This window comes from Nocardia sp. NPDC050712, assembly GCF_040654295.1.
In the GTDB taxonomy this organism is placed as follows: Bacteria; Actinomycetota; Actinomycetes; order Mycobacteriales; family Mycobacteriaceae; genus Nocardia.
Genome location: NZ_JBFAHT010000001.1, coordinates 1,990,688 through 2,012,037, shown reverse-complemented (window position 1 = coordinate 2,012,037; position 21,350 = coordinate 1,990,688). Strand labels below are relative to the sequence as shown.

24 protein-coding genes are annotated in these 21,350 nt (G+C 64.7%); 13 read left to right on the top strand and 11 right to left on the bottom strand.

Annotation, left to right across the window (positions count from 1 at the left end; genetic code table 11):
* Positions 1 to 44: 44 nt before the first annotated feature.
* Positions 45 to 1,178: an NlpC/P60 family protein gene (locus tag AB0H76_RS09740; protein ID WP_357319871.1), complete on the bottom strand. Its 1,134-nt coding sequence runs from the start codon at positions 1,176 to 1,178 to the stop codon at positions 45 to 47.
* The gene (locus AB0H76_RS09735; protein WP_357319869.1) at positions 1,178 to 3,103 is read right to left on the bottom strand and encodes a cutinase family protein; all 1,926 of its coding nucleotides are present in this window, start codon (positions 3,101 to 3,103) and stop codon (positions 1,178 to 1,180) included. The genes AB0H76_RS09740 and AB0H76_RS09735 overlap by 1 nt, the downstream gene beginning before the upstream one ends.
* 334 nt (positions 3,104 to 3,437) lie before the next feature.
* On the opposite strand from AB0H76_RS09735, the gene AB0H76_RS09730 reads away from it, so the two are divergent.
* Positions 3,438 to 3,722, top strand: coding sequence for a hypothetical protein (locus AB0H76_RS09730; RefSeq protein ID WP_357319867.1), 285 nt, complete (start codon positions 3,438 to 3,440; stop codon positions 3,720 to 3,722).
* Positions 3,723 to 4,052: 330 nt separating this feature from the next.
* On the opposite strand, the gene AB0H76_RS09725 is transcribed toward AB0H76_RS09730, so the two are convergent.
* Together AB0H76_RS09725 and AB0H76_RS09720 are read right to left on the bottom strand one after the other, a co-directional pair.
* Positions 4,053 to 5,285 carry a GAF domain-containing protein gene (locus AB0H76_RS09725; RefSeq protein WP_357319864.1) on the bottom strand — a complete coding sequence of 411 codons (1,233 nt, stop codon included), beginning with the start codon at positions 5,283 to 5,285 and terminating at the stop codon, positions 4,053 to 4,055.
* A gap of 38 nt (positions 5,286 to 5,323) precedes the next feature.
* Complete coding sequence (locus AB0H76_RS09720; protein ID WP_357319862.1) at positions 5,324 to 6,349, bottom strand: GAF domain-containing protein; 1,026 nt, start codon at positions 6,347 to 6,349, stop codon at positions 5,324 to 5,326.
* Positions 6,350 to 6,398: 49 nt separating this feature from the next.
* Between AB0H76_RS09720 and AB0H76_RS09715 the strand changes: the two genes are divergently transcribed.
* On the top strand, positions 6,399 to 7,634 hold the full coding sequence (locus tag AB0H76_RS09715; protein WP_357319859.1) for a cytochrome P450: 1,236 nt from the start codon (positions 6,399 to 6,401) through the stop codon (positions 7,632 to 7,634).
* Positions 7,635 to 7,867: 233 nt separating this feature from the next.
* Here the strand turns inward: AB0H76_RS09715 and AB0H76_RS09710 are convergent, their stop codons facing one another.
* Positions 7,868 to 8,074, bottom strand: a complete 207-nt coding sequence (locus AB0H76_RS09710) for a DUF397 domain-containing protein (RefSeq protein ID WP_357320556.1) — start codon at positions 8,072 to 8,074, stop codon at positions 7,868 to 7,870.
* Positions 8,064 to 8,954 (bottom strand): helix-turn-helix transcriptional regulator, encoded by an 891-nt coding sequence (locus AB0H76_RS09705; RefSeq protein ID WP_357319856.1) that lies wholly within the window; start codon positions 8,952 to 8,954, stop codon positions 8,064 to 8,066. Before AB0H76_RS09705 ends, AB0H76_RS09710 begins: the two co-directional genes overlap by 11 nt.
* Positions 8,955 to 9,203: 249 nt before the next feature.
* On the opposite strand from AB0H76_RS09705, the gene AB0H76_RS09700 reads away from it, so the two are divergent.
* The 6 genes from AB0H76_RS09700 to AB0H76_RS09675 are packed head-to-tail and all read left to right on the top strand — an operon-like array spanning position 9,204 to position 12,768.
* Complete coding sequence (locus AB0H76_RS09700; RefSeq protein WP_357319853.1) at positions 9,204 to 9,683, top strand: DNA-directed RNA polymerase subunit beta; 480 nt, start codon at positions 9,204 to 9,206, stop codon at positions 9,681 to 9,683.
* Complete coding sequence (locus AB0H76_RS09695) at positions 9,680 to 10,132, top strand: hypothetical protein (protein WP_357319850.1); 453 nt, start codon at positions 9,680 to 9,682, stop codon at positions 10,130 to 10,132. The genes AB0H76_RS09700 and AB0H76_RS09695 overlap by 4 nt, the downstream gene beginning before the upstream one ends.
* Positions 10,129 to 10,689 carry a hypothetical protein gene (locus tag AB0H76_RS09690; protein ID WP_357319847.1) on the top strand — a complete coding sequence of 187 codons (561 nt, stop codon included), beginning with the start codon at positions 10,129 to 10,131 and terminating at the stop codon, positions 10,687 to 10,689. The genes AB0H76_RS09695 and AB0H76_RS09690 overlap by 4 nt, the downstream gene beginning before the upstream one ends.
* A gap of 49 nt (positions 10,690 to 10,738) precedes the next feature.
* Positions 10,739 to 11,308, top strand: coding sequence for a hypothetical protein (locus tag AB0H76_RS09685; RefSeq protein WP_357319844.1), 570 nt, complete (start codon positions 10,739 to 10,741; stop codon positions 11,306 to 11,308).
* 54 nt (positions 11,309 to 11,362) lie between these two features.
* Positions 11,363 to 11,845 carry an NUDIX domain-containing protein gene (locus tag AB0H76_RS09680; RefSeq protein WP_357319841.1) on the top strand — a complete coding sequence of 161 codons (483 nt, stop codon included), beginning with the start codon at positions 11,363 to 11,365 and terminating at the stop codon, positions 11,843 to 11,845.
* A 17-nt stretch (positions 11,846 to 11,862) separates the two neighbouring features.
* On the top strand, positions 11,863 to 12,768 hold the full coding sequence (locus AB0H76_RS09675) for a hypothetical protein (RefSeq protein WP_357319839.1): 906 nt from the start codon (positions 11,863 to 11,865) through the stop codon (positions 12,766 to 12,768).
* Between the two features lie 65 nt (positions 12,769 to 12,833).
* Here the strand turns inward: AB0H76_RS09675 and AB0H76_RS09670 are convergent, their stop codons facing one another.
* A complete protein-coding gene (locus tag AB0H76_RS09670) occupies positions 12,834 to 13,133 on the bottom strand; it encodes a hypothetical protein (RefSeq protein WP_357319836.1) in 300 nt (99 codons plus the stop codon).
* A gap of 968 nt (positions 13,134 to 14,101) precedes the next feature.
* Here AB0H76_RS09670 and AB0H76_RS09665 point away from each other — a divergent pair.
* Positions 14,102 to 14,452 (top strand): STAS domain-containing protein, encoded by a 351-nt coding sequence (locus tag AB0H76_RS09665; RefSeq protein ID WP_357319834.1) that lies wholly within the window; start codon positions 14,102 to 14,104, stop codon positions 14,450 to 14,452.
* Between the two features lie 263 nt (positions 14,453 to 14,715).
* Here the strand turns inward: AB0H76_RS09665 and AB0H76_RS09660 are convergent, their stop codons facing one another.
* Complete coding sequence (locus tag AB0H76_RS09660; protein WP_357319831.1) at positions 14,716 to 15,363, bottom strand: TetR/AcrR family transcriptional regulator; 648 nt, start codon at positions 15,361 to 15,363, stop codon at positions 14,716 to 14,718.
* Between the two features lie 102 nt (positions 15,364 to 15,465).
* On the opposite strand from AB0H76_RS09660, the gene AB0H76_RS09655 reads away from it, so the two are divergent.
* On the top strand, positions 15,466 to 16,368 hold the full coding sequence (locus AB0H76_RS09655) for an alpha/beta hydrolase (RefSeq protein WP_357319828.1): 903 nt from the start codon (positions 15,466 to 15,468) through the stop codon (positions 16,366 to 16,368).
* Between the two features lie 253 nt (positions 16,369 to 16,621).
* On the opposite strand, the gene AB0H76_RS09650 is transcribed toward AB0H76_RS09655, so the two are convergent.
* On the bottom strand, positions 16,622 to 17,083 hold the full coding sequence (locus AB0H76_RS09650) for a MarR family winged helix-turn-helix transcriptional regulator (RefSeq protein ID WP_357319827.1): 462 nt from the start codon (positions 17,081 to 17,083) through the stop codon (positions 16,622 to 16,624).
* Positions 17,084 to 17,141: 58 nt separating this feature from the next.
* Between AB0H76_RS09650 and AB0H76_RS09645 the strand changes: the two genes are divergently transcribed.
* Positions 17,142 to 18,002 (top strand): alpha/beta hydrolase, encoded by an 861-nt coding sequence (locus AB0H76_RS09645; RefSeq protein ID WP_357319824.1) that lies wholly within the window; start codon positions 17,142 to 17,144, stop codon positions 18,000 to 18,002.
* Between the two features lie 74 nt (positions 18,003 to 18,076).
* The gene (locus AB0H76_RS09640; protein WP_357319821.1) at positions 18,077 to 18,526 is read left to right on the top strand and encodes an ATP-binding protein; all 450 of its coding nucleotides are present in this window, start codon (positions 18,077 to 18,079) and stop codon (positions 18,524 to 18,526) included.
* 269 nt (positions 18,527 to 18,795) lie between these two features.
* On the opposite strand, the gene AB0H76_RS09635 is transcribed toward AB0H76_RS09640, so the two are convergent.
* Both AB0H76_RS09635 and AB0H76_RS09630 read right to left on the bottom strand, forming a co-directional pair.
* On the bottom strand, positions 18,796 to 19,110 hold the full coding sequence (locus tag AB0H76_RS09635; protein ID WP_357319818.1) for an STAS domain-containing protein: 315 nt from the start codon (positions 19,108 to 19,110) through the stop codon (positions 18,796 to 18,798).
* A gap of 329 nt (positions 19,111 to 19,439) precedes the next feature.
* Complete coding sequence (locus tag AB0H76_RS09630; RefSeq protein WP_357319815.1) at positions 19,440 to 19,922, bottom strand: MarR family transcriptional regulator; 483 nt, start codon at positions 19,920 to 19,922, stop codon at positions 19,440 to 19,442.
* Between the two features lie 144 nt (positions 19,923 to 20,066).
* Here AB0H76_RS09630 and AB0H76_RS09625 point away from each other — a divergent pair, with 144 nt between their 5' ends.
* Positions 20,067 to 21,257 carry a PP2C family protein-serine/threonine phosphatase gene (locus tag AB0H76_RS09625; RefSeq protein ID WP_357319812.1) on the top strand — a complete coding sequence of 397 codons (1,191 nt, stop codon included), beginning with the start codon at positions 20,067 to 20,069 and terminating at the stop codon, positions 21,255 to 21,257.
* Positions 21,258 to 21,350: the final 93 nt, after the last annotated feature.

Sequence of the window (21,350 nt, the reverse complement as noted above, 5' to 3'; positions counted from 1 at the left end):
CCTCCTCGAAATCGGTTGAATGAGTCGCGCTCTCGTCGCCTCGACTATCGGGCCGGCGTTGGCGCACGCTGGGTCGCCGCAGCAGCGACTACCGGTTGTCTGTCACCCGCTGTCCCGTAGCGTCGGATGTCCCAGCGTTCTCCGGTCCATTGCGCCAGCGGGGCATAGTCGACCGGGACGCCGAATGTCGCTGCGTGGAAGACGCTTTCGACGCCATCGATAGTTCCGGCATAGATCGCGACATGATGGGAGTCGCCTTGACCGGGCGCGGTGAAGAAGATCAAGTCCCCCGGTCGTTGTTGCCCAATCGGAACCTCCACCGCCTCAGGGTGATTCAGTTGGTCCTGGGTGTAGTGAGGCAGCGTGATCCGCCCGTTCGAGGCGGCATGGATCGCGTACAGGGTCAAGCCGGAGCAGTCGAATCCACCTGAGGTGGGGCCGGCTTCGTTGCCTCCGCCCCACACATACGGCCAGCCTTTCCATCGATGTGCCGCGTCGAGGACTCGCTGGCCGAACCCGTCGGTTACCACCGTGGCGGTGTCACAGCCCACCGCCACGGCACCGGTGGCGGGCCCGAGCGCTGCCAGCAGTTGGGTGACACGCTCGGCGTGACGGCTGTAAGCACCAGGGACTGCGGATCGTTCTACGGCTTGGGCGATCTCGGCCGCCGGCATCTGCTGCCAGCCAGTAATTTTGTTCAGCTGGTCATAGAACCAGCCGGCCTGATAGCGCGGGTTCATCAGCTGCGCCATCCCGACCGATCCCCAGATCGAGGCGCGAAGTTGCCAGGGCCCGACCGAATCGTAGTCCGAGCCCACGGCGTCGTGCGCGTAGCGAAGTGATTCGGGCACAGTGGAATTGGCGTAGTTCAGGAAGTTGCTTTCCGCCGCGGCGGCCAGGAGTGCGGCGGTGACGCCGAGCTCGGGCACCCCGCGCTGGCGGCCGACCTCGATCGCGGTGCGGGCGATGTCAATCTGGCTGTCGGTGTAGCCGGGCAGCGAGCTCGGCGCGATCGGGCTGCGCATGGCCACCTCGGCCGGTGCGTCGCGTCGTGCGGTGCGGGGGATGTTGGGCAGGCAACCAGGTTCTGTCGCGGTGGTGTTGTCCGAGCCGAGGAACACGATCCCGGCGGCTACCACCACTCCGGTCAGCAGGACCGCGATCAGTGGCGCGCCCATCAGACGCCTCCGGTGACGTGCCGGATCCGCGCGGCGAACCAGTCGGTCAGCCACTGCACAGTATCGCGCTGCCCGTCGATCACGTAGTTCTGATAGTCCTGGTGCACGCCCGAAGCCAGGAAGTTCGCCGCGGTAAGCCCTTCGGTGGTCAATTGCGCCAGCGCGTCGATGGCTTGGCTGTCGCCCGCCTCGGCGGGAATCTGCGGGCTCGGTGCAGTGCTAGCGGCCATCGAGGGCGCAGTCTTCTGTCCGGTCAGGGTATTCAGCGCGAGGGTGGCGAACCCGAGCATGGTCGGTGCCAGTGCGGCGACCTTGGCGGTGATCTGGACGGGATCGCCGGTCGTGGTGAGTGTTTGCGCGATCGCCCACAGGTCTTCCTGGAGCCGCCCGGCTTGGCGGGCCAAAGCCACCAAGTCCAGATTTTCCAGCAACCCCACGACCACCGAGGCGATCTGCGCGGTACCAGTGGCGTCGGGGATCAGCGCGATGAACTTTGAGACCAGCCCGAGATCGACTCCGTCTGCCATCGCCACCAGCGGTGCGAAACTGTTGTTGAGGTCGCGGAACAACCGGTGTAGCAGCGACACCTTCTCCGGCAGAGCCATATTGAGGTCGACCACCGCGGCGGCCAGTTTGGTGAGGGTGTCGGCGACAGCAGGCAGGTTCGTGGCCAGCTCGAGCCCGTGGGTGAGCACGGTGGTGACCTGACCGAGCAGGGCCGAGGGCTTGGCCAGGCCCAGCACTCGACTCGCCTGCCCCAACACCTCAGGTGCGGCCTTGGTCAGCGAATCCATCAGCGGCGCAGTCGCCTCTGTGACGCGCTGGGCAGAGCCCGCAAGGTCGGTGCCAACGCCCGCGCTGAGTTCGGCCAGCGCGGCTGTCGCCGCGGACAGGTCGGATTGCGACAACCCAGTCAACAGGTCGGGCGGCAGTTGCTGGGCGTTTCTCGCTTGCGGTGTTTGCTGAGGGGCGTGAAGGTTCGAGCGCGTAGCCGATCCCGCCAGGGAGCCGAGGACGGCGGCGATCTCCGTCGCCGACTTCGACAAGGCTTCAGGATCCCCCTGACCGCGTGACGCCAGACCGACCAATTTCCCTATCGCCGACGGCAGCCCGGCCAGCCCGGCCGTATCCGGTTCCGAAACCAGCGATTTCGTCAGGTCGATGTCGCCGCCCTGAGCGTCGCTGGTCTGTCCTCTATCGGTCGGCTGGGACAGCACCCGACCCAGCGTGGCCAGAATCGGATTCGATGCCGCCGAGGTCGCGCAGTATTTGTCTTGCTGGGCGCAGATCTCGGCAGTAACTGCGGACAGGCCGCAGAACCCGCTGGGGCGCGGTCCGGCGATGCCTTCACCCTCGACTGGCGGCCCGACGAGTTTCCCGCCGGCGGTCCCATGGCGAGGATCGGCAACCAGCCCGACAGCCAGGATCCGCTCGGCCGCGACAGGGTCAGCGTGGCAGCCGATCGAGGCCGCGACTTCGCCGATGGCGTCGGCGCCTTGGCTGTAGCCGGCCAGGATAAATTTCGCCGCCGGGCAGCGTTGGGCGACGTCGCTGATGGTTGTGCGTGCGGCGTCGATGCCGGTGGCTTTGCTGTCGCCGTAGGCCATTCCGTCGAACGCTGCGGCCGCGTAGGCCGGGAACCGGAACTCGAAGCGCTTCCCGAACTGCTCGGTCAATGCGGTGGCTACCGGCCCCAGCAATCCGACCGCTCGGGTGTCGTCGGCGTGGGCGTTCGTTTCCCAGGTGCCCGGGACGAACACGCCGGTGACGGCCGGGCACCCGGCCGAGGTGATTGTTGGTGCCTTGGCTGCCGCGACGCCGGTCCCTGCGATGGCGGAGGCGCTCACCGCGCTGGCGGTCAGCAGAACCAGGGCGCGTCGGCGGCTCCAGTAGGTAGTGGTTTGTGCAAAGGTGCTGGTTTTCATAGTGATTACCCCCGTTCCTTGTACGGCTTGAGCCAGGCGTCGACCACGGAGGCTTCGAGCAGCAATGGCGAATTCCGGGCATCACCGGCCTTCCACGCTTGCGAATACAACGGATGCCCTTCTACCCGTAGATGCCTGATCCGATCCGGCGAATGTCCGGTCCTCGCGCTGATCTGGCGAATATTCAGAACCGTTTCACGGCGTATACGCCCACAATGCTCACAAGGCTTCTCCGGCATGGCGCCACCTCCAGGCAGATTTAATGAATTGCATTGCGCTACAGACGTACTGCGCCGAGCGCTGGCTGTTAGGGTGAGTGAGACGATGACGCCGAGTGCGAGCGCGTCTGCCGCTCCTACCTCAGAGCTGGCTGCTATTCGTCGCCGAACTCGCGACGCAGCCTGGCGTGACGACGCAATCGCCTTTCGCCATCGATTATTTCGTCGTAGAGACGTTCAAATCGCTCGCTCAGCGCTTCGTCCCAATCGACGCCCGGTTGGCAATGGCCAACCAGCCGAGCAAGACGGGTACGTGTTTCGAGAAGCTTCATGGCTTGATCTCCCGTTCGACCGTGCACCGCCGAAAACCTGTCAACACCAAGGCTTTCGGTGCCCGCTAGGGCTACATGAGTCACACTCGAAAACTCCCAATTGGGGCCGGCATCAAGCCATGCGCGCGTCACCAAGAGGCGATGCGGGGGAGTGTTCGGTTCGCGTCATCCGGTTCCGCAGCGGCAGTTGCCGGGGAGATGCCCTCCGAGATCGAGGGGCCTGATATCAAATGTAATCCGTACGCCGCATTGGCGCAATAGATTTCTCCGAAAGATGCTCGGTCACCACGAATCCCATATCAAATATCGACATGACCGAATCCAATAGACCACCTCGGAGGCAAAGATGGAACCGCAAAGGGGTTTGCCATGGAGATACATGTCAGGGATTTGGCGAGATCAACACGCTTCCTTCTGCATTCGCAAACAACGTGGGCAGGTGTCGATCACCGAGGTCGGCACGGGCGGAATCGCTGCGACATCGACAAACGCTTGACGTTTATCCGCAGAGGACAGTCTGGTCCACGTGCCCTCAACTGCGATCCAATCGTCGGCGTCGTGAAAGCGGAGCCGACCTCGCAGGCGAGCTGTCGTGCGGGTGCCGTCAAGCAGCTCGCGCCCGATTGCCACAATCAGGTTCAAATCCTCTGGGTGGAACTGCGGCTGATGATGACGCCAGCCGGCGATCGGTTCATGCTCGTTGGCACGCCAATCGTGTACCGCCATGGCGTCGAGATCGACCAAGGCGAAGGCGTGGCCACGTGGAACGGGAACGTGACGCATCGCGCTCTCGTACAGTTCCAATCCAGGCTCGGCGACAGAGCCCGCCAGATCGCAAACCAGCGCTCGTACACGGCTGGTGCCAGCGGTACACGTCCGCGCGGCAAGATGCAGCTGGCGCAAGGTGCCGCCACCGACGCTGGTCGCGGAACCGGCCCACTTGTCGGCGGGTTTCGCGAGACTGAACAGCTCGAGGAAGCCCGACCGATCCTCGAGCCGATCGAAACACTCCACCAACTCCGGAAGCATCAACCGATGGAAGGACTGATCGCCTAGCAACATCGAGCGTGCCGCATCCGACATTGCAACCACCATCGAGGCATCCCACTCCACGACGCCGACTCGCGGTGGGGGTGGTTGCCCAGAACCTTCGACTCCCGCCCACACAGCGACAGCCCGGACCTCTCCATATGGACCGTGGATCGGGCGGGCAGCAATCTCGATCGTCACCCCGGACTGCAATACCGCTCTGTCCGTCACAATCCGTCTCGAGGAAGCACAGCGCGCGATGAGAGTCTTCAACTTCTGCGCTACCGGCGCGACGGGAGCGATCGACATCCGCTTCAACGTGGCGAAATTACGCGGGTATCTGCCGTCGGCAACCACCGTCGGCTCGTTCCAGTCGTCGAGTATCTCGACGACAACCCACCATCTCGGCGTACGTGCTTCAGCTGGCTTCGAATGCCCGCCGTGGTTCCGCATTGTCGATCCAGGATGCCGGACCGCTTCATCGAATAGCTCGCTCATTGATCCAAGACCTTCCAGGCAGCGCGAATAGTCGCGACCGGTGTAACCCGGCAACCGCTGCCTGGCGTGGACCACATGTGACCGACCACCGCCGGATTCCCGCATGGACGGGAGCGTATTTCTTATTGTAGTCCTGCAAATACCTAGCGATCTATCCTGAATTTCAGAAGTGCGGCGGTGGTCTCCTGATCAATTGCGACCAAGCTGGCGGACGCCTCGATCGGTATCCAGCTCCCGTCCACACCGCGCAGCCGCAATCGGCCCGCTGTGCTGGCTTTGGCCAGTCCACGGGCCATCTCGATCATCGTCGGACGGTCCGCGGGGTGGACCTCAGGCGCTGGCTCCTCCAGGACTCCGCGCCAGGCGACTTCCTCGGGAATCGGCGAGCCATGCACCCACCGGATCAAACGCAGATTGCGCAGGTTGATGAGCGCTCGATACTCCCCCGCTGGGGTGTCGGCCTCGAGTAACCGATGCTCGAGAAGGACGAGTGGTTGCGGGTCTTTGGCTTCTCCCGTGCCGATTTCCTGGCTGACCCCGCGGGCGATTCGCTGCTGAACACCGTCGCTGATCTGCTCATAGATACGGCAGGAGAAATGCGATCGGAACCTCTTCCCGTCACGACGATTCACCGCCCAAACGCCTTGATGGGTGGTTCCAGGAACGGCAGCGATGATGCGCTTCATCGCGATCAGTTCCTTCTCATCGGTCTGAACCTGCGCGAACATATTCGCCAACGATCGCTCCTGACCGCGCTCTTCTTCCGGGATGTCGGCCATCTCCGCCCACTCAGGGCTCGCCAGGGCCGTCAGAGTCGAGAGATTGATGTCCCAGGATCCAGCCTGCGGACGTGGCGGCGGGGTCTCGTCCTCGGTGCCTGACCACACCTGAACCGCGTGCAGGCGGCCGCTGGCGAAGTGCGGATACACCTCCACATGCCGACCACCGCCTCGCGCCACCAACGGTTCACGCGAACGCGCGACCATGGTGACCGCCTGGCGGATCTTGGGCGCTGCGCCTTTGATCGCCTTGTCCAGCGACAGGAATTCCTTGGGGTGACCACCCCAATCGACGATTGTGTAGTTACCGTCCAGTTCACCGAATGCCTCGATAAGCAACCATTGCGGCGAACGCGCGTGTTCCTCCTGACGTACGCTTTTCTCGGCCATAACCAATGATGCTCCTTTCCTGCCCACCACTGCGGCCCCCAAGGAACACATGCCAGTCACCGACGTCCGCTTCGACGACACCTACTTCCTGGACCCGCACGCCTTCTACCGACGCGTGCAACAGCAGGGACCGCTGCACCGGTTCACCACCCCGTCCGGAGTTCACGGATGGCTGGTCACCAGCGAGGCCTTGGCGCGCGCCGTGCTCACCGACCCTCGCATCGGCAAAGGGCGTGACACGATGCTCGGCGTATCTGCCGACGACACCGACCCCAGCCCGCGACAGCGGCTACTTCGCTCCGGAACGGAGTGGGTCGTCACCCACATGCTCGGCTCGGACCCACCCGAGCACACCCGCCTGCGCAAGGCCGCTGCTGATCCCTTCAGCCACCGCGCTATCACCGAGCTGCAACCCCGAATCGACAGCCTCGCAAAAGAATTCGTAGACAGGATCGACCCCGCCACTGCGACGGTCGATCTCGTCCCGGCGCTGGCGTGCCCATTGCCGGTGGCGGTGATCTGCGAGATCCTCGGAATCTCGGCCCGCCATCAGCGTCGTATCGAGCGTTCCTCTGCGGTCCTGTCCGACGTTACTGTGGCGAGCGGCAGTGAACTGCGCAGAGCCAGTATCGATTTCGTCCGTCTGATCGTGCCGTACTTTGTCCTTCGCCGGCTTCGACCGCGCAACGATCTCATCAGCTCTCTGAACCGGCAGATGTCAACGGGGGAAATCAGCTCTAAGGAAGCCCTGTCAACCGTCGCGCTACTACTGATCGCCGGACACGAAACGACATCCAACCTCATTCTCGCCACCATGCTCGCACTCCTGCGCAACCCTCAGGAGCTGCAGCGCGTCCGATCAGACCGCGCCAGGCTCAACGCAGTCATCGACGAGGCATTGCGCACCGATCCCCCACTGCCGGTGGCCACTCTGCGTCAAGCCCACACCACTTTGGATCTGTCCGGACAGCGGATCACCCGCGGAGAACTTCTGATGGTCTCGCTGCTGGCCGCCAACCGTGATCCCGAATTCAATTCTCTGCCAGAGACTTTCGATCCCGACCGCCCGGCCCGACACATATCGTTCGGCACCGGAATTCACCACTGCCTCGGCGCCCGCCTGGCTCGCGTCGAAGCCACCGCTGCACTCACCCACCTGCTGGACCGATACCCCGAAATCGAGCTTGCGGTCCCGCCGAGTGAATTGAGCTGGCGCCACAGCGTGTTCTTCCGGCACTTGCAATCGCTTCCCGTCGATCTCACTCCAGGCGCCCGGCCACAATAGGGTGCACCTGTCCAAGACCAGAACCAGGACCTCGCCTGAACCACAAAGCGCCCGTCGCCATGTTTGCCAAGACAGTAGGGATCCTTCGCTTCTGGGGGTCGCTGGAGCGACTCAGAGCACGCAGATCATCGTATGGCGATCAGCGGAAGGGAGCTCATCGCAGTGAACGGCCCTCAGCAGCCGCGGATGACAGCGACGCTCCAGCGCCGACGACCAGGCGTTCGTTATCCCTACTAGGGGCGGTGAAACTCGCCGTCCTGCGCGCCGGCCAGGAACGCGCTCCACTCACCAGCGGTAAAAACGAGCGCAGGCCCGGTCGGGTTCTTGGAATCACGCACGCCGACCATGCCCTCATCGAGGAAGGCGACTTCCACACACTCCCCGTTGGGTTGGCTGCGGCTACTCTTGAACCAGTGAGCCATGGATAGGTCAACGTTCACGAGACTCATGCTCCCTTGCTACCTGCCGCAACAGATTCCGACTGCTAACGGCGTCCAACGCCGCCTCACTGATCCGATCGTACGACCGCTCAAAGCTCTCCAGGTCATCGCCCTTCTCCAAGTAGAGGTTCCCCACCACGCCTTCCAGGAAAATGAGCGGCGGCTCCGCGGGTTCGCCAGGCGCAGTCTCACCGAAACCAAGGATCACGAATGGAGGCATCGAGAGACCGCCAGGAAACCCCGCGCGGAACGGAAGAACCCGTATCGAGATGTTGTCGCGCGTGGACATATCGGCGAGATGCTTGAGCTGAGCCGCCATAACTGCCGGCTCTCCAGCCACCCGCCAAAGCGCTGCTTCTCCGACCACCACATCCAATCGAACCGGTTGCGTCTTCCGTGTAATGATGTGCCGCCGTTGCTGTTTGATTTGCACCCGCCGATTCCAGTCCTCCACAGATGCGTCCGGCGAGAACTGCCGGACAAGGGCAAGATCGTATTCCGGGGTCTGGAGCAGGCCGGGTACCAGCTCAGGCTGGTATGAGATCAGCTCGTTCGCAGCGGCTTCCAACCCAACGTAGACGTCGAAGTCCTTCGGGATGAGGTCGCCGTACTGGTGCCACCAACTCTTCACATTCGCTTGGCGCGCTAGACCGACCAAAGCATCGGCGAGGTCTTCGGGAACCCCGTACAAGTCGCACGCGGCAACGATGTCTCTGGAACGGATGCGCGAGTTCTGTCCCTTCTCGAGCCGTTGCAGGCTGCTGGCTCCGATCTCCAGCAGCTGGGCTGCCTTGGCTTGAGACAGTCCCGCTCGTGATCTCCACTCCATCAGATGTCGCCCCAGTTGGCGGCGCGGCAGGGTCGATCCGGTGTCAGGCATTCTGACTCCCCCGTTTCGGGCGGGTGTTCATACCCGCGTCGGGTAGATCGTGCCACCTGGTGTGGGAGTCGCGCAGGCATTTTGGTGAACCTGATTCGGTGTACCCGATTCGGGGTGCGCCCTTTCGACTGTGGGTGTGTTCTGGTCATGCGCCCGGGCCAATCGATCTGGTATTGCCCGATGACACCCGAGGAGTTGGGGGCACCCGGGCGCACCCCTCGTCCGCCGACACGATCAAGAGGTCTTCAGATGGACCAACCAATCGGACGGGACACTCCACGGTCCCAGTGCACCTATTACCGGCAGGTCTGCGACCTCGCCGCCAGGATCGACCCACCAGAGCTCGGGCGCATCGTGGTCGGTGCCTCGCAGGTGTGGGGGTTGACGATGCCAGCCATGCTCGGTCGCGATGTCCTGAATCGGATGGGCAAGGACGGCACAGGCATCGGCCCGGTGCTTGCCCAGCTCCGCGCGAACCGGTGGACGTTCCTGGTTCGTCCTGACATCCCTTACGAAGCAGCGGTTTTCGCGGAGATGTACCGCATCGAAGTGTCCGTCATCCGGGACGGCGGAACCATCGCGCTGCCCTCGCCCACCGTCAGCTCGAACGAGATCCGGCAATGGATCGAACGCCCGCTCGACAGCTTCCGGCCCTCGGGCCTGGCTGTCATCAAGGCTATCCGCGCTTGTGCTGTGACAGGTCGTCGTAGAGCGGCGGTGTGGCCATGACGTTCGATCTCGGTCAGCGGGTCGCGGGCGCGCACTTGGAGGAGTTGCGTTTCGTGCGACTGGATGTGTTCGAACCAGACGCTGGGACAGTGGATTTGCTGCGACGCATCGCCGCCGGTCTGGCGGGCTGGACACCGGGCAGTCGCGCGGCACTCCAGGAGATGAGCAGCGATGACCGCCGCGCGGCACCTTCCTCCGCTGCCGGCAGCCGCCGAGCCGACCGAGTCCTCGAACACCACAACGACAGTCGCCCGGAATTCGACAGCGAAGCCGCGCTGGCGCGGCTGCTCGCGGTCATCCGACACGACACCACCGACCCTGCGATCTTCGTTGGCGGGGACACTGCCCGCGCCATCGAGCTGCACGGCGACTGCGTCCCCTCGACCTGCACAACCCAGAACTCCGCCCAGCGTGCGCACGCGGCAAAGGAAGGTGAGGCAATCCAGTGAGCGACCGCGATTACGAATACGAAGGCTGCGAGCAATTCCATCTCGACCAGCAGAGCCCGCAATGGATTACATGGCAGGCAAACCTCGACTTCGAGGTCGCGGCCTTCGTGGCCGAGCACTTGGCGGTGGTCGGCAACGAGCCGTGGTCGCGCGACGGACTTGTTCACGCTGAACTCGCAGCGACCCGGTTTTTCCCGACCCGTAAATCGTTGTGGCTGCCCGAACGTCTGGTGCTCGCCGACCAGTTCGGCATGTACCTCGGTGAGGTCTTGCGTCGAAAGTTCCGCGGCGAGTGGATCAACCTTCCCGGCACCCCGGATTGGGGTGACGGACTCGGTCCGACTATCCGGTTCCCGTTCACCAACCTGATCACCGAGGTCCGTGACAGCCTCGTGTGCGCGGTCCAGGACCGGGGCGGGCAGAACTGGCCGGCGCTGTGGGACGACCAACTCCGATATCTGCGTGAGTGGCGCAAACTCGGTTGCCCGCCGCGGACCGAGTGGGAGCAAGCCGGATGGGTGCCACCCGAGGACCTCGAGGGCCGACGCGGCGCGTAGGCGCACAGCGTCGAAACTACCGGCCCGACAAGGAAAGTGAGGTCATCCGGTGCAAGGTCCAACACGCTTCGAGGGGTTCCGCGCCGACCAGCAAACCGCCGAATGGATCGCATGGCGCGAAGACGTCGACCCCACAGTCGACGCCTTGCTGTCCGGGCTCTTGGCCGTGGCGCAGCCCGATCCATGGTCTCGCGAGGGACTTATCCACGCCGAGGACGCGGCGAGGTGGTGGATACCGGTCCCAACGTTGCTGGAGCTGCCAGAGGGTCGTGATCGCGCCGACCGGATCGCCATGTTTCTCGGCGAAGTACTGCGGCGCAACTTCGGGGGCGAATGGATCAATGCTCCACGCGGTGCTCTGGATTGGGGCGATGGCCTCGGCCCGTCGATCCGGTATCCCTACACCGATCTGATGACCGACCCGCGGCGCCGACTGGTGGCCGTGGTCGACAACGCCTACCACCGGTATTGGGCGATGCTGTGGGACCACCACCTCGACTGTCTGCGCCGTTGGCGCGAACTCGGCTGCCCGACCCGGGGCCAATGGGAACAAGCGGGGTGGGTACCGCCCGAGAAGCTCGAGGCCAATCCAGCACCGCGCCAACAACCCAAGCCATAGCATCGCAACAGCTTCACCGTCGAAATACTCTGTCCCGCACAGGAAAGACAACCCATGATCACCGCATCGGGTCACACCACGCCACTGCAATCGCAACGACACACGGTGATCGGTGATGTTCACCTGCTCCTACATCGCGGCAACAAGGTGTTGTTCGGGCAACGCCAAGGCACCGGGTTCGCCGACGGCGCATGGCATCTGCCCGCCGGCCACCTCGAAGCCGGGGAGTCAATGCTCGATGCGGCGATACGCGAAGCTGGTGAAGAACTCGGTGTCCGGATCGGCCACGAGGACCTGCGATTCGAACACGTCATGCACAGTGCGGCCTCCGGCGGCCGGATCGCGTTCTTCTTCACCGCCGAACGCTGGCAGGGCCGACCCTGCAACCAGGAGCCCGACAAATGTGCTGGGCTGCAATGGTTTCCGAATAACGCACTGCCCGAGGAGATGATTGCCTACTGCCGGACAGCACTCGGTCACATCGCAGGCGGTACCCGGTCCTCGGTGTTCGGCTGGGACGCCCCACTCCTGGACTGAGCGAGAGGCGACAACCGATGGCCCTCTACGAGATGGACCCACGCCACTTCTTCACGGTCCTGTTTACCGCCGCCACCGTCCTCGGCTACACTTACCGACCCGACGGCGCTTCGACCATCTTGGTCTCGGGCCCCGACAGCACCGCCCGAGTGTCTTTGGACACCCTGCACCGCCACCTCAGCAGCGAACCACCCGGCGATTGGGTCTCGGTCCTGGCCGACCACCTCGCCACCGCCATCACCGCCGCCGACGCTGAAACCCAGGCGCCACTGGACCTCAGCGACTACGCCGCAGTGGGTGGCCTGCTCCGAACTCGGCTCTACGGTGAAGAGGACGACGACGAGGATCACGTGACTCGCCCTTGGGCGCCGGGGCTGATCCAGCGGCTGCTGCTCGACGGCGTGCAGACCGTCGTGCCGGTGCGGCGGGACTGGCTGCGATATTGGCCGGCACTCACCGACACCGAACTGTTCGCACTCGCCGAGGACCATGTCCGCGCCGACGGCCAGGTACAGATCACCCGGGCGGAGTTCGGCGACATCGAACCGATGGCAGCGGGCCTACCACTGTTCCTTCTGACCGGCCCGGAATACCTCACCACCCACGCCAGTTGGCTCGACGCTCACGGTGTCACCGGCCCGGCCGGTGCACTGTTCATCGTCCCTGCCAAAGAGACCATCTACTGCTACCCGATCACCGATCTCGACGTCATCCGCGCCGCTACCGTCTTGGCCCACCTTGCCCACCTGGTCCACGAGCGCGATCCCTGGCCGATCACCCCGTGGCTCTACCACTGGCACCACGGCACCATCTCCCTAGCCGCGGCGACGGACCGCGAGGGCGACACCGTCTACTCGACGATCACCCCGCGATTCCAGCGGTTCCTCAACTCCCTGACCGAACCCACCGAAGCCGGGCCCTGAGATCCGAGCGACCCGTCTGCGGCGGTTGCGCCTCTAAAAATGTCTGTGTCTCACGAACAACGTCTCTATGACAGGGTTGCAGCAGCGCGCTCCACCGCATCGAAGATGTCGGCGTCTGTCTGCTTCTGCCAGTCCAGAAGCTGTTCCCAGTCAGCGACGTAACTGGGCTTGGGGTCGGGGAAGTGCTTGTAGATCTGCGCAGTCCAGCACAGCGCGACGAACCGGCCTCGCTGTTCGCGGGAGAGTTTCGCGCACGCCCCATCGGTGGTCGCGATGAAGGCCGCGATCTGCCGATAGACCGCACTAGCGCTGGCCTTCTCCCAGTCCGGAGTCTGTTCCCAGGGTGCGATGTTTGCCCTTCCCATTGCCGCCCTTGCCCTTACCCTTGTCGCCGTCCTCACCAGGGACGGTGAGACTGCTCCTGGAGGGAACGGCCAGTCCTTGATCTGCTTTGCCTGTGCCGGGCACTGCGGCGGGCGCCGGAGGCGGTGCCGGATTGTGCCCAGGCTCGTCCGCGGGGTCCAGGGCGAGCGCACTCTTCGTGGACAGCTCCTGCTCGGCTACGGGGGGTTCGAAACCGGCTGCCTGTGCGGGCGCGGCCAACACCCCGGCCGCAACGACCACACCGACAATCTTGGAAATGGACATGTCCACGCTCCTGTCCAAAGAGGGAAAGTGAGACACTCATCCTTCAATGCGAGCGCAGCCGGAAGGCCCACCGCCGCACCGCGCGGCACAGTGACCGCACCAGCCAGGAGCCCTCACCACCGCTACGGCGTATCGCGGGGGGGCAACCGGCCAGATTCAGCAGATCAGGGCGTTCGTAGGCCAGGGACCGCAGCCTTCAGGATCGCACGGATCGCGGCAGATGAGTGCGTTCGGATCTCGGCAAATCGGCTTTGCGGCACGGGCGCAGCAACTACCGTCATCGGTGACGATGAGGGGCGTCCGGACCCCGCGACCTCATCGTCCCGAGGACGATACCGCGCTCCAGGTCCCCAGAGGGCCTGGGCCGTCCTCATTGTCACCGCCTGCCACGCGGTGATGGCCGGACTTGCTGAGCGGTCACCGGCCCCACCTGCGGGCAGCACAGCCGTAGCGCCGCCACACAGCTACGAACGTCGCGCCGCTCCTACCAGCCTTTACATAACTCAACTGGGAGACCTCGCCCGAGGTCGTCTCCGAAGTTGAGCCATCCTGTCACCGGGCAGGGGTTAGGCGTTAGGTGTGAAACCCGACCCAACCGGGAACGCCATAGGAAAGATTCGGCAACGGCGCGAAGGGCGGGGGCACGGCGACCAGGAGTTCCACCATGATTCACACAGCAAGAAAGTTGACGATCACCACCGACAACCACCACGAGCACGGGCCAGTCCTCGACGTCACGGGCGAAGTGGACATGCACACCGCCCCGCGGCTGACCCAAGCCCTGCAGCGAGTTCTGCAAGCCCGTCCGGCTCGCCTTGTCGTGGATTTGAGCGACGTGTCCTACATGGGATCGGCAGGAGTCGAAGCACTGACTACTGCCCAACGCTTCGCGGGTTCCACCACTCTGTTCGCGGTGGTAGCCACCGGTGCCGCACTGCGGCCTCTGCAACTGACCCACACCGATTCGACCATCGCGACCTACCCGCACCGGTCCATGGCCCTGACCTGTACCGCCGCAGCGCTCGCCCCGGCCTGAGAACCTCAGGACCTTCGAGGTAGACCGCGTCGAAGACAATGTGAATCTGTTCGGCAGTCCTCGGCTATGTCGGCATTGATGGCCGGAACATGAGTTCAGCACGGCGTGCAATTGCCAGCTAGCGGGTGGCGTGCGTCGAGAGTCGCCCGGTCCGTTGATCTTGCGTGCACGACAGTTGGCCGGTTGGAGACGTGCGCTCTGCGGCATGTCAGTGCGCTCAGTCGACGCGGCGGCCCTTGGGAGGTGCGACAAGCGGGCAAGACCTACCCGTGAACGCCCGTCATCGCCGCAACGGAAATTCGCTCAGCCACCTGCGGGCCGAACAGTCGGTCCAGCAGCCGGTCGAGCAGCGCCACCGCCTGATCCGCACTGTGATAGCCGCCCGCGACTCCCTGGGACAGTCCACCCACGGCGGCCACCGTCAGTACGCCATCGAGTTCGGGATCGACCGCCAGCGAGGGATCGGCCGCTCGGGCCCGCTCCAATTGCGCGGTGATCAGATTCGCCAAGAACATCGGGGCACCGACGAGCTCGTCACCGGTGATGCCCTGTCCGCTCATCGCCGCCTGATTGAACGCCCCGAGTAGGACGGTCTCCTGTCGGCGCTCCTCGTCCAGGGGCAGCAGCGCGGTCAGTACCGCGCGCACCGTTTGGCGTGGTGCGGCCGTTTCGCCGAGTCTCTCGAGCGCGTGCGTGAACCGCGCTCCCGCCTCCACGACCACCGACTGATGGGTGGCGAGCAGGAACGCCGTCTTATTGCCGAAGTAGTACTGCACCAGACGCACCGAGATTCCGGCCTCCGCCGCGACCGACTGAAACGTTGCCGCCGGCAGCCCACCCGCCACAATGACCCGGCGCACGGCATCGGTGATCTCCCGTCGCCGCTGCTCGTGATCCACCAACCGAGGCACCTCCACCACCCTCCGCCCATCCGAGCACCACGATCCTTCATGGTACGCCCATACCATCTATGTGATACGTTCATATCACCAAAGTGCGTGAAGGGGAGGCCGATGGCCAAGATCGGACGGTTCAAGAGCGATAGGGCGCGAGCCGCCTATATGAGCGCCTACGACGAGATGGCGGCGCTCTCACCGATTCCGTACACCGAGTGCGATGTCGAAACGTCTTTCGGGACAACCCATGTCCACACCTTCGGCGCCGGACCGGGAACGCCGCTGGTTTTGTTGCATCCGCTCGGCGGCAATGGCCTGTGCTGGTATCCGGTGATCGAGGAACTGAGCCGCGACCGGGTGGTCTACACCCTGGACACCATCGGCACGGCGGGCCGGAGCGTGCAGACGGCCCCGATTACCGAACAGGCGCAATTCGGGACCTGGCTCGATGAGGTCCTCGCGGGGCTCGACACGAACCGAGCGCATGTCCTCGGCTACTCCGACGGTGGCTGGCACGCGTCCATGGCGGGCTTCCACAACGCCAAGCGACTGGCCAGCCTGACGGTGATCGAACCAGGCGGCGTGGTCGTCAAACTGCGCTGGAGCGCCCTGTTCCAGATCATGAAGTTCGCGATCGTGCCCAGCACGAAAAATATGACCCGGATGAACAAGTGGGTAATGCCCGGCGTCCCCATCTCCGAGGTGGAGATGCGGGCCGCCAAAGCATCTCTGGGCTACCAGCGACATCTGCCGTGGGGAACGGTATTCGAAGACACCGACCTGCAATCGATCACGATCCCCTCGCTGTGGATATTCGGTGGCGAATCGGAGATCTGCCATCCGGCCGAGGTCGCAGGACAACGTGTCCGGACCAATGTGGCCCAGGCCGAGGTAGAGGTTTACGCGGGGCTCGGACACGGATTGTTCTTCGCGAACACCGAAATCGTGGTTCCCCGCATCCTCGAATTTCTCCGCCGGCACGACGGTTCCGCACGGAGCGGAACCACCGACCTCGGCTAGCCTGCGTAGGCCCGAGCGAACACCGCGTCGGATCGATGGCGTCGTTCGATGTCGGACCGACGGAGTTCTACCGAGCGGTAATCGGCAGTTGGGGGCGTTCGGCCGGGTCCAGAAGACCTCGGCCCGCCGATCTTCCGCGCGCCTTCGCTGGCCGGTTCAGGCCGCGCGCTCCGCGGCATATCGCTCACTCGTGCTGACTAAGTCAGCGCGGGAGACGTCAGCTCTGAACGTGCGATGCAGGAAGCGTGGACTCCTAGAGGTCGTCCTCGACGAAGGGGTGGCCCAGGTGGTAGAGGACGCGCAGGCAGATGTCTATGTCGGCGGCGGTGAGATCGCCGCCGACATCGCGCAGGACGGCGTGCTCGCGGGCGATGGTCGCGGTGATCGCCGCCCGCCCTTGCGGGGTCAGAGCGATCAGGGGTGAGCGTCGATGCCTCGGGTTCTCGCGTGTCTCGACCAGTCCCGCCGCACACGCATCGTTGACCATGCGCTGCACGAACTGGCGACTCAACGCCAAAGTTCGTCCCAACTGCGGAACGGTCGCAGGTCCACTCGCGTCCAGCGATTCGCAGACGGCGCGGACGCCGACCGACAGGCCCTGCGACAGCGCCTCCTGCTCGACCCGGCGATAGACATGCCGGTACAGGACGCCGACCTGCGCGAAGACCTTCCGCAGTCGTCGGGCGAGTTCATCGGGTGTCAGAGAATCGGCCACCCCGCAATTGTGACACCTCAGTTGTCAAACCCCCTATGGTTATGACACCTTGGTTGTCATGCTCACCACTGCTGATGTGCTCGGATTCGACTCCGCCGATGGCACTTTGACCTATCGCGACTCCGGCGGCGAAGGCGCCCCGGTGGTGTTGCTGCATGCGGGCTTCACGGATTCCAGCATGTTCGATCCGCAGCTGTCGGTGCTCCGTCAGTGCTGCCGGGTGATCGTTCCCGACGCCCGTGGGCACGGCGCATCCGCCAACGCGACCAAGCCATTCCGTCAGGTCGACGACTTGGTCGCGTTATTGCGACATCTCGAGGTGAATTCGGCTGTGCTGGTAGGGGTCTCGATGGGGGCGATGATCGCAATCGATGCTGCGGTCGAGTATCCGGAGCTGGTCGATGGGCTCGTCGTCAGCGGGCGCGGTATCGGAGAACCCGAGTACCGGGACCGATGGTCGCAAAAGGTCGCCACGGCCCAGGCGGACGCGCTGGCGCGGCGAGATGTCGCCGCCTGGATGGATGCCTTCGTGTGCTGGGCCGCCGGCCCGGATCGTGCGCTGGACGAGGTCGATCCAGGCGTACTGGTGAAGCTCCGGCAGATGGCAGCACGCACCCTGGCCAAACATACTGTTCCGGAACCGGATCACAACATTTCCGTGGCCGATGTCGTGATCCGCGCACAGACAATCCGATGCCCGGTGCTGGCCGTCGACGGCAAATACGACTCACCCGACCTGATAGCGACGGTGGATCGTCTCCTCGACGCAGTTCCCAACGGCCGTCGCGACATGATCGATGACGCGGGCCACTACCCGAACATGGAGCAACCAGCGACCTACAACCGGCTCGTAGAGGACTTCCTCGACGCCATCAGGCGGGGCAGAGCCTCTCGGGATCGCGCGCTCTGCGGCAGCTGAGTGCATTTGGATCGCCGTTTCACGCGTGTCCGTGACGGAATCGGGTATGCGCGCCTTAACCAGGGAGGTGACCAATGATGTATCCCCGCCCCTCAGCGCCCTTGAGCCTGAGTTTCCCCGCTGACCCGACCCGGCTGGTCCAGGTGCGCAGGACGCTGCGGCGATGGCTCGCCGACTGTGCTGTCGACACCGACCAGGCGGCTGACATCCTGGCCGCCACCGACGAAGCGTGCGCTAACGCTATCGAACACGGGTGCCGCCACCAGTCCGGCGGCACCGTAGGGCTAAAGGTCTCGGCCGAAGACGGCGTGCTGCACGTTACCGTCAGCGACGATGGCAGTTGGAAGATTCCGACTACCGTCCCCGAGACCAATCGCGGTCGGGGGCTGTCCCTCATGCGCACGTTGATGCATCAGGTTCACATCCAGCCAAGCCGCCACGGCACCACCGTCGAGCTGCGCACCGAACTACAACCGGCGCCCACCCACACAGCAACCGAGAACTCCGGTCTGGTCGACCGCTGAAGCCGGGCCGGCCGACAGTCCTTCGAAGGCGCCGCATACGGCAAGATCACCTGCCGAATTCTGCGTTGCCTGCACCGGACCGATAGAGGACCTACGGGTGCTCCGCCCGCCTGCCGCAGCAGCCCAACTCGCTGTGGAAGTGGCGAGGCGGATCGCAGCCGGTGCGGGCACGCCCGGCGCGGATCCCCGCGAACCGACCGAGATCCTTGACCTCCCGGGCGAATTCCGGATGACCTGGTCGATACAGCGAAACCGACGCCGACCGCTGCCTACAGAAATTCCGCGAGCTCGAGCAGTCGCCGGGCGGGCAAGCTGGGCGACCGAAGGGTCACCTTGTGGCCGGTCGGTGACAGCCGCGCGGTCAACGCGACCACGAGCCGCAATGCGGAGCATCCCAGGAAGGTGACCTCGGCCAAGTCCAGCACGACGTCGCTGGGGGCCAGCGGCTCGAGTTTCTGATAGGCCGCCTCGAGTTGCAGATTCGCAGTGATGTCGATATCGCCGCGCAGCACGACCCGCGGGGGCAGCTCCTCCGGAAAGCACCACACCTCGCATGATGGGCGGTTCGAATACCGCTGAGACATCGGGCCTCCCGCCGCGATGGCGCTGGATGAACTCACGACCGATCTCACCTCCACGGGATCGACTAGGTGCGACCCACCAGATAATTGTCGCATGACAAATATCAATAAGCCAACCGCGACTTCGCCATCCTCGGCGCGGCCATCACGCCGGTTGGCAAGTCCAGAGCAGCATCAGAGGGCCGACTACGCGCCCGAGCTCGCGGACTGACGGCACCAGCGACCACAGTCGGTCGCGACAGCTCCCGGCAGATCACTGATGCTTCGACCAGGTCAAACATGCGACCACCGCATCGATTGTCGCATGGAAATAATTCGCGCCGAGTGCGCTGTCAGGCTCGCCGCTCCTGCTGAGCGAGGTCGGTGTTCTGCTCGGCGCTTGCGGTGAACTCCGCCAGCCCCGACAGCAGGGCTGCACGCCCAGCGGCACTCATGCCCTGGAGCACCTGAGCCAGCGCTCTGCGACGGGTGTTACTGACCTCGGTGAGCAGCCGCTGCCCATCTCTGGTCAACGCGAGCATCACTTCTCGGCGGTTGGCCGGACTGGCCGTGCGGGCGAGCAATCCCGCTGCCTGCAGCCGATCGCACAGCCGGCTCGCGGAGGACGGCATCGCGTCCAGTTCGGCAGCAAGGCCGTTGAGGTTGAGCTGGCCGTGGCGCTGCACAATGGTCAGGGCCTGCAATTGCGACGGGGACACTCGAATCGCGACATCCTGCTGGGCTTGACCCCACAGCGCCACCAAGCGCGCCGCCGCCTGCTCGACCGTCGCGGCGAGATCGGACCCGGGCCGATCCGGACGCGAAGCGCTGCTCATGCCACTATCGTGACACGTCGCCCCGGCCCGGGACACCCCAGGCACGCGGTAATCTCGTCCGGCCCGTGTCGCACGACAATCGTCGGTGCGATCGACCACACAGCAATGCAGGCCCCCGGGGGCTCGCCCACCCTCGGAGGCCCGATGTCCCGCAACCACGACGCCCTCGGCCACGCCGAGAAAGCCTTGCGCGCCAGCGCCCCCCACGCACTGCTCGACGTCATGCGCGCCACGCTGCAATCCGATTTCGCGGCGACCTCGGTGGACCTGCTGCTGGCCGACTACCGGCTCTCGGTGCTGCAACCGGTCACCGAGCTGCCCCGCACCGCGACACCGCTGCCTATCAGGACCACGACCGCCGGCCGGGCGTTCACCGCACAGCAAGTGCTCCTCGAACCTGGCCCGGGCGCCGAAGGAGTCGTGATCCATTTACCGGTCGCCGTGCGCGGCGACCGGCTGGGCATCCTGCGAGTGCAGCTCCCGGCCACGCCCACCGACGGCCAACGCGAAGTCCTGGCCGGGCTGGCCACCATGCTGGGACACGAGTTGATCGTCGCCGAACGCGACACCGACCTCTACCTGCAAGCGCGCCGCCGCGAACGCCTCAGCCTGGCCGCGGAAATGCAATGGCAACTCCTGCCCGGGCGCGGCTGCGCCCGCACGGAATACTCTCTGGGCGGCCAGCTCGAGCCCGCCTACACCATCGGCGGAGACAACTTCGATTGGAGCACCTCCGCGGAATACCTCACCGTCACCGTCTCCAATGGCATGGGTCAAGGCATCGGAGCCGCCCTGCTGACCAACTTGGCCATCAGCGCCCTGCGCAACGCGCGCCGGGCCGGCCTCGACATCGCCGACCAAGCCTGTTTGGCCGACCAGGCCCTCTACGCCCAATACGGGGGCGCGCAGCATGTATCGACCCTGCTGCTGCGCTTCGAGGTCGCCACCGGCCGCGTAGGGGTGATCGACGCCGGTTCCCCGCGCGCGCTGCGGTTGCGCGAGGGCGTCGTCGAACTGATTTCGTTCGAGGCCCAACTGCCCTTGGGGATGTTCGATGGCACCAACTACCGCGAACAAGCCTTCCATGTCGAGCCCGGTGACCGGCTGGTCATCGTCAGCGATGGAGTACACACTGCGCAGGCGCCCACCGGAACCGAATACGGCACGACCAACCTCGACCTCGCGATCAGCGCTTCGAGCAACTTGCCGGCCTCAGAAGCCGCCCGCGCCATCATCACCGAGTTGCTCGACTACCACGAGGGCACCGATCTACTCGATGATGCTGTCGTGGTCTGTATCGACTGGAACAATCCCGCAGCGCAGGCCGGTCACTGAGCGGTCAGGGTGCATAGCCGCCCTCACCGCACAGACGTGAACAGTCCTCAATTCGGCAGAACAGTGCACTCAGCCGGCCGCGGCCTGGCCGGT

Excerpts from the sequence above, each read along its gene's own strand:
- AB0H76_RS09655 (WP_357319828.1), top strand. The coding sequence starts at position 15,466 with ATGGCCAAGATCGGACGGTTCAAGAGCGATAGGGCGCGAGCCGCCTAT.
- AB0H76_RS09645 (WP_357319824.1), top strand. The coding sequence starts at position 17,142 with ATGCTCACCACTGCTGATGTGCTCGGATTCGACTCCGCCGATGGCACT.
- AB0H76_RS09625 (WP_357319812.1), top strand. The coding sequence starts at position 20,067 with ATGTCCCGCAACCACGACGCCCTCGGCCACGCCGAGAAAGCCTTGCGC.
- AB0H76_RS09680 (WP_357319841.1), top strand. The coding sequence starts at position 11,363 with ATGATCACCGCATCGGGTCACACCACGCCACTGCAATCGCAACGACAC.
- AB0H76_RS09740 (WP_357319871.1), bottom strand. The coding sequence starts at position 1,178 with ATGGGCGCGCCACTGATCGCGGTCCTGCTGACCGGAGTGGTGGTAGCC.
- AB0H76_RS09630 (WP_357319815.1), bottom strand. The coding sequence starts at position 19,922 with ATGAGCAGCGCTTCGCGTCCGGATCGGCCCGGGTCCGATCTCGCCGCG.
- AB0H76_RS09735 (WP_357319869.1), bottom strand. The coding sequence starts at position 3,103 with ATGAAAACCAGCACCTTTGCACAAACCACTACCTACTGGAGCCGCCGA.
- AB0H76_RS09705 (WP_357319856.1), bottom strand. The coding sequence starts at position 8,954 with ATGCCTGACACCGGATCGACCCTGCCGCGCCGCCAACTGGGGCGACAT.
- AB0H76_RS09675 (WP_357319839.1), top strand. The coding sequence starts at position 11,863 with ATGGCCCTCTACGAGATGGACCCACGCCACTTCTTCACGGTCCTGTTT.
- AB0H76_RS09720 (WP_357319862.1), bottom strand. The coding sequence starts at position 6,349 with ATGGCCGAGAAAAGCGTACGTCAGGAGGAACACGCGCGTTCGCCGCAA.
- AB0H76_RS09695 (WP_357319850.1), top strand. The coding sequence starts at position 9,680 with ATGACGTTCGATCTCGGTCAGCGGGTCGCGGGCGCGCACTTGGAGGAG.
- AB0H76_RS09635 (WP_357319818.1), bottom strand. The coding sequence starts at position 19,110 with ATGTCTCAGCGGTATTCGAACCGCCCATCATGCGAGGTGTGGTGCTTT.
- AB0H76_RS09715 (WP_357319859.1), top strand. The coding sequence starts at position 6,399 with ATGCCAGTCACCGACGTCCGCTTCGACGACACCTACTTCCTGGACCCG.
- AB0H76_RS09640 (WP_357319821.1), top strand. The coding sequence starts at position 18,077 with ATGATGTATCCCCGCCCCTCAGCGCCCTTGAGCCTGAGTTTCCCCGCT.
- AB0H76_RS09700 (WP_357319853.1), top strand. The coding sequence starts at position 9,204 with ATGGACCAACCAATCGGACGGGACACTCCACGGTCCCAGTGCACCTAT.
- AB0H76_RS09670 (WP_357319836.1), bottom strand. The coding sequence starts at position 13,133 with ATGGGAAGGGCAAACATCGCACCCTGGGAACAGACTCCGGACTGGGAG.
- AB0H76_RS09725 (WP_357319864.1), bottom strand. The coding sequence starts at position 5,285 with ATGCGGGAATCCGGCGGTGGTCGGTCACATGTGGTCCACGCCAGGCAG.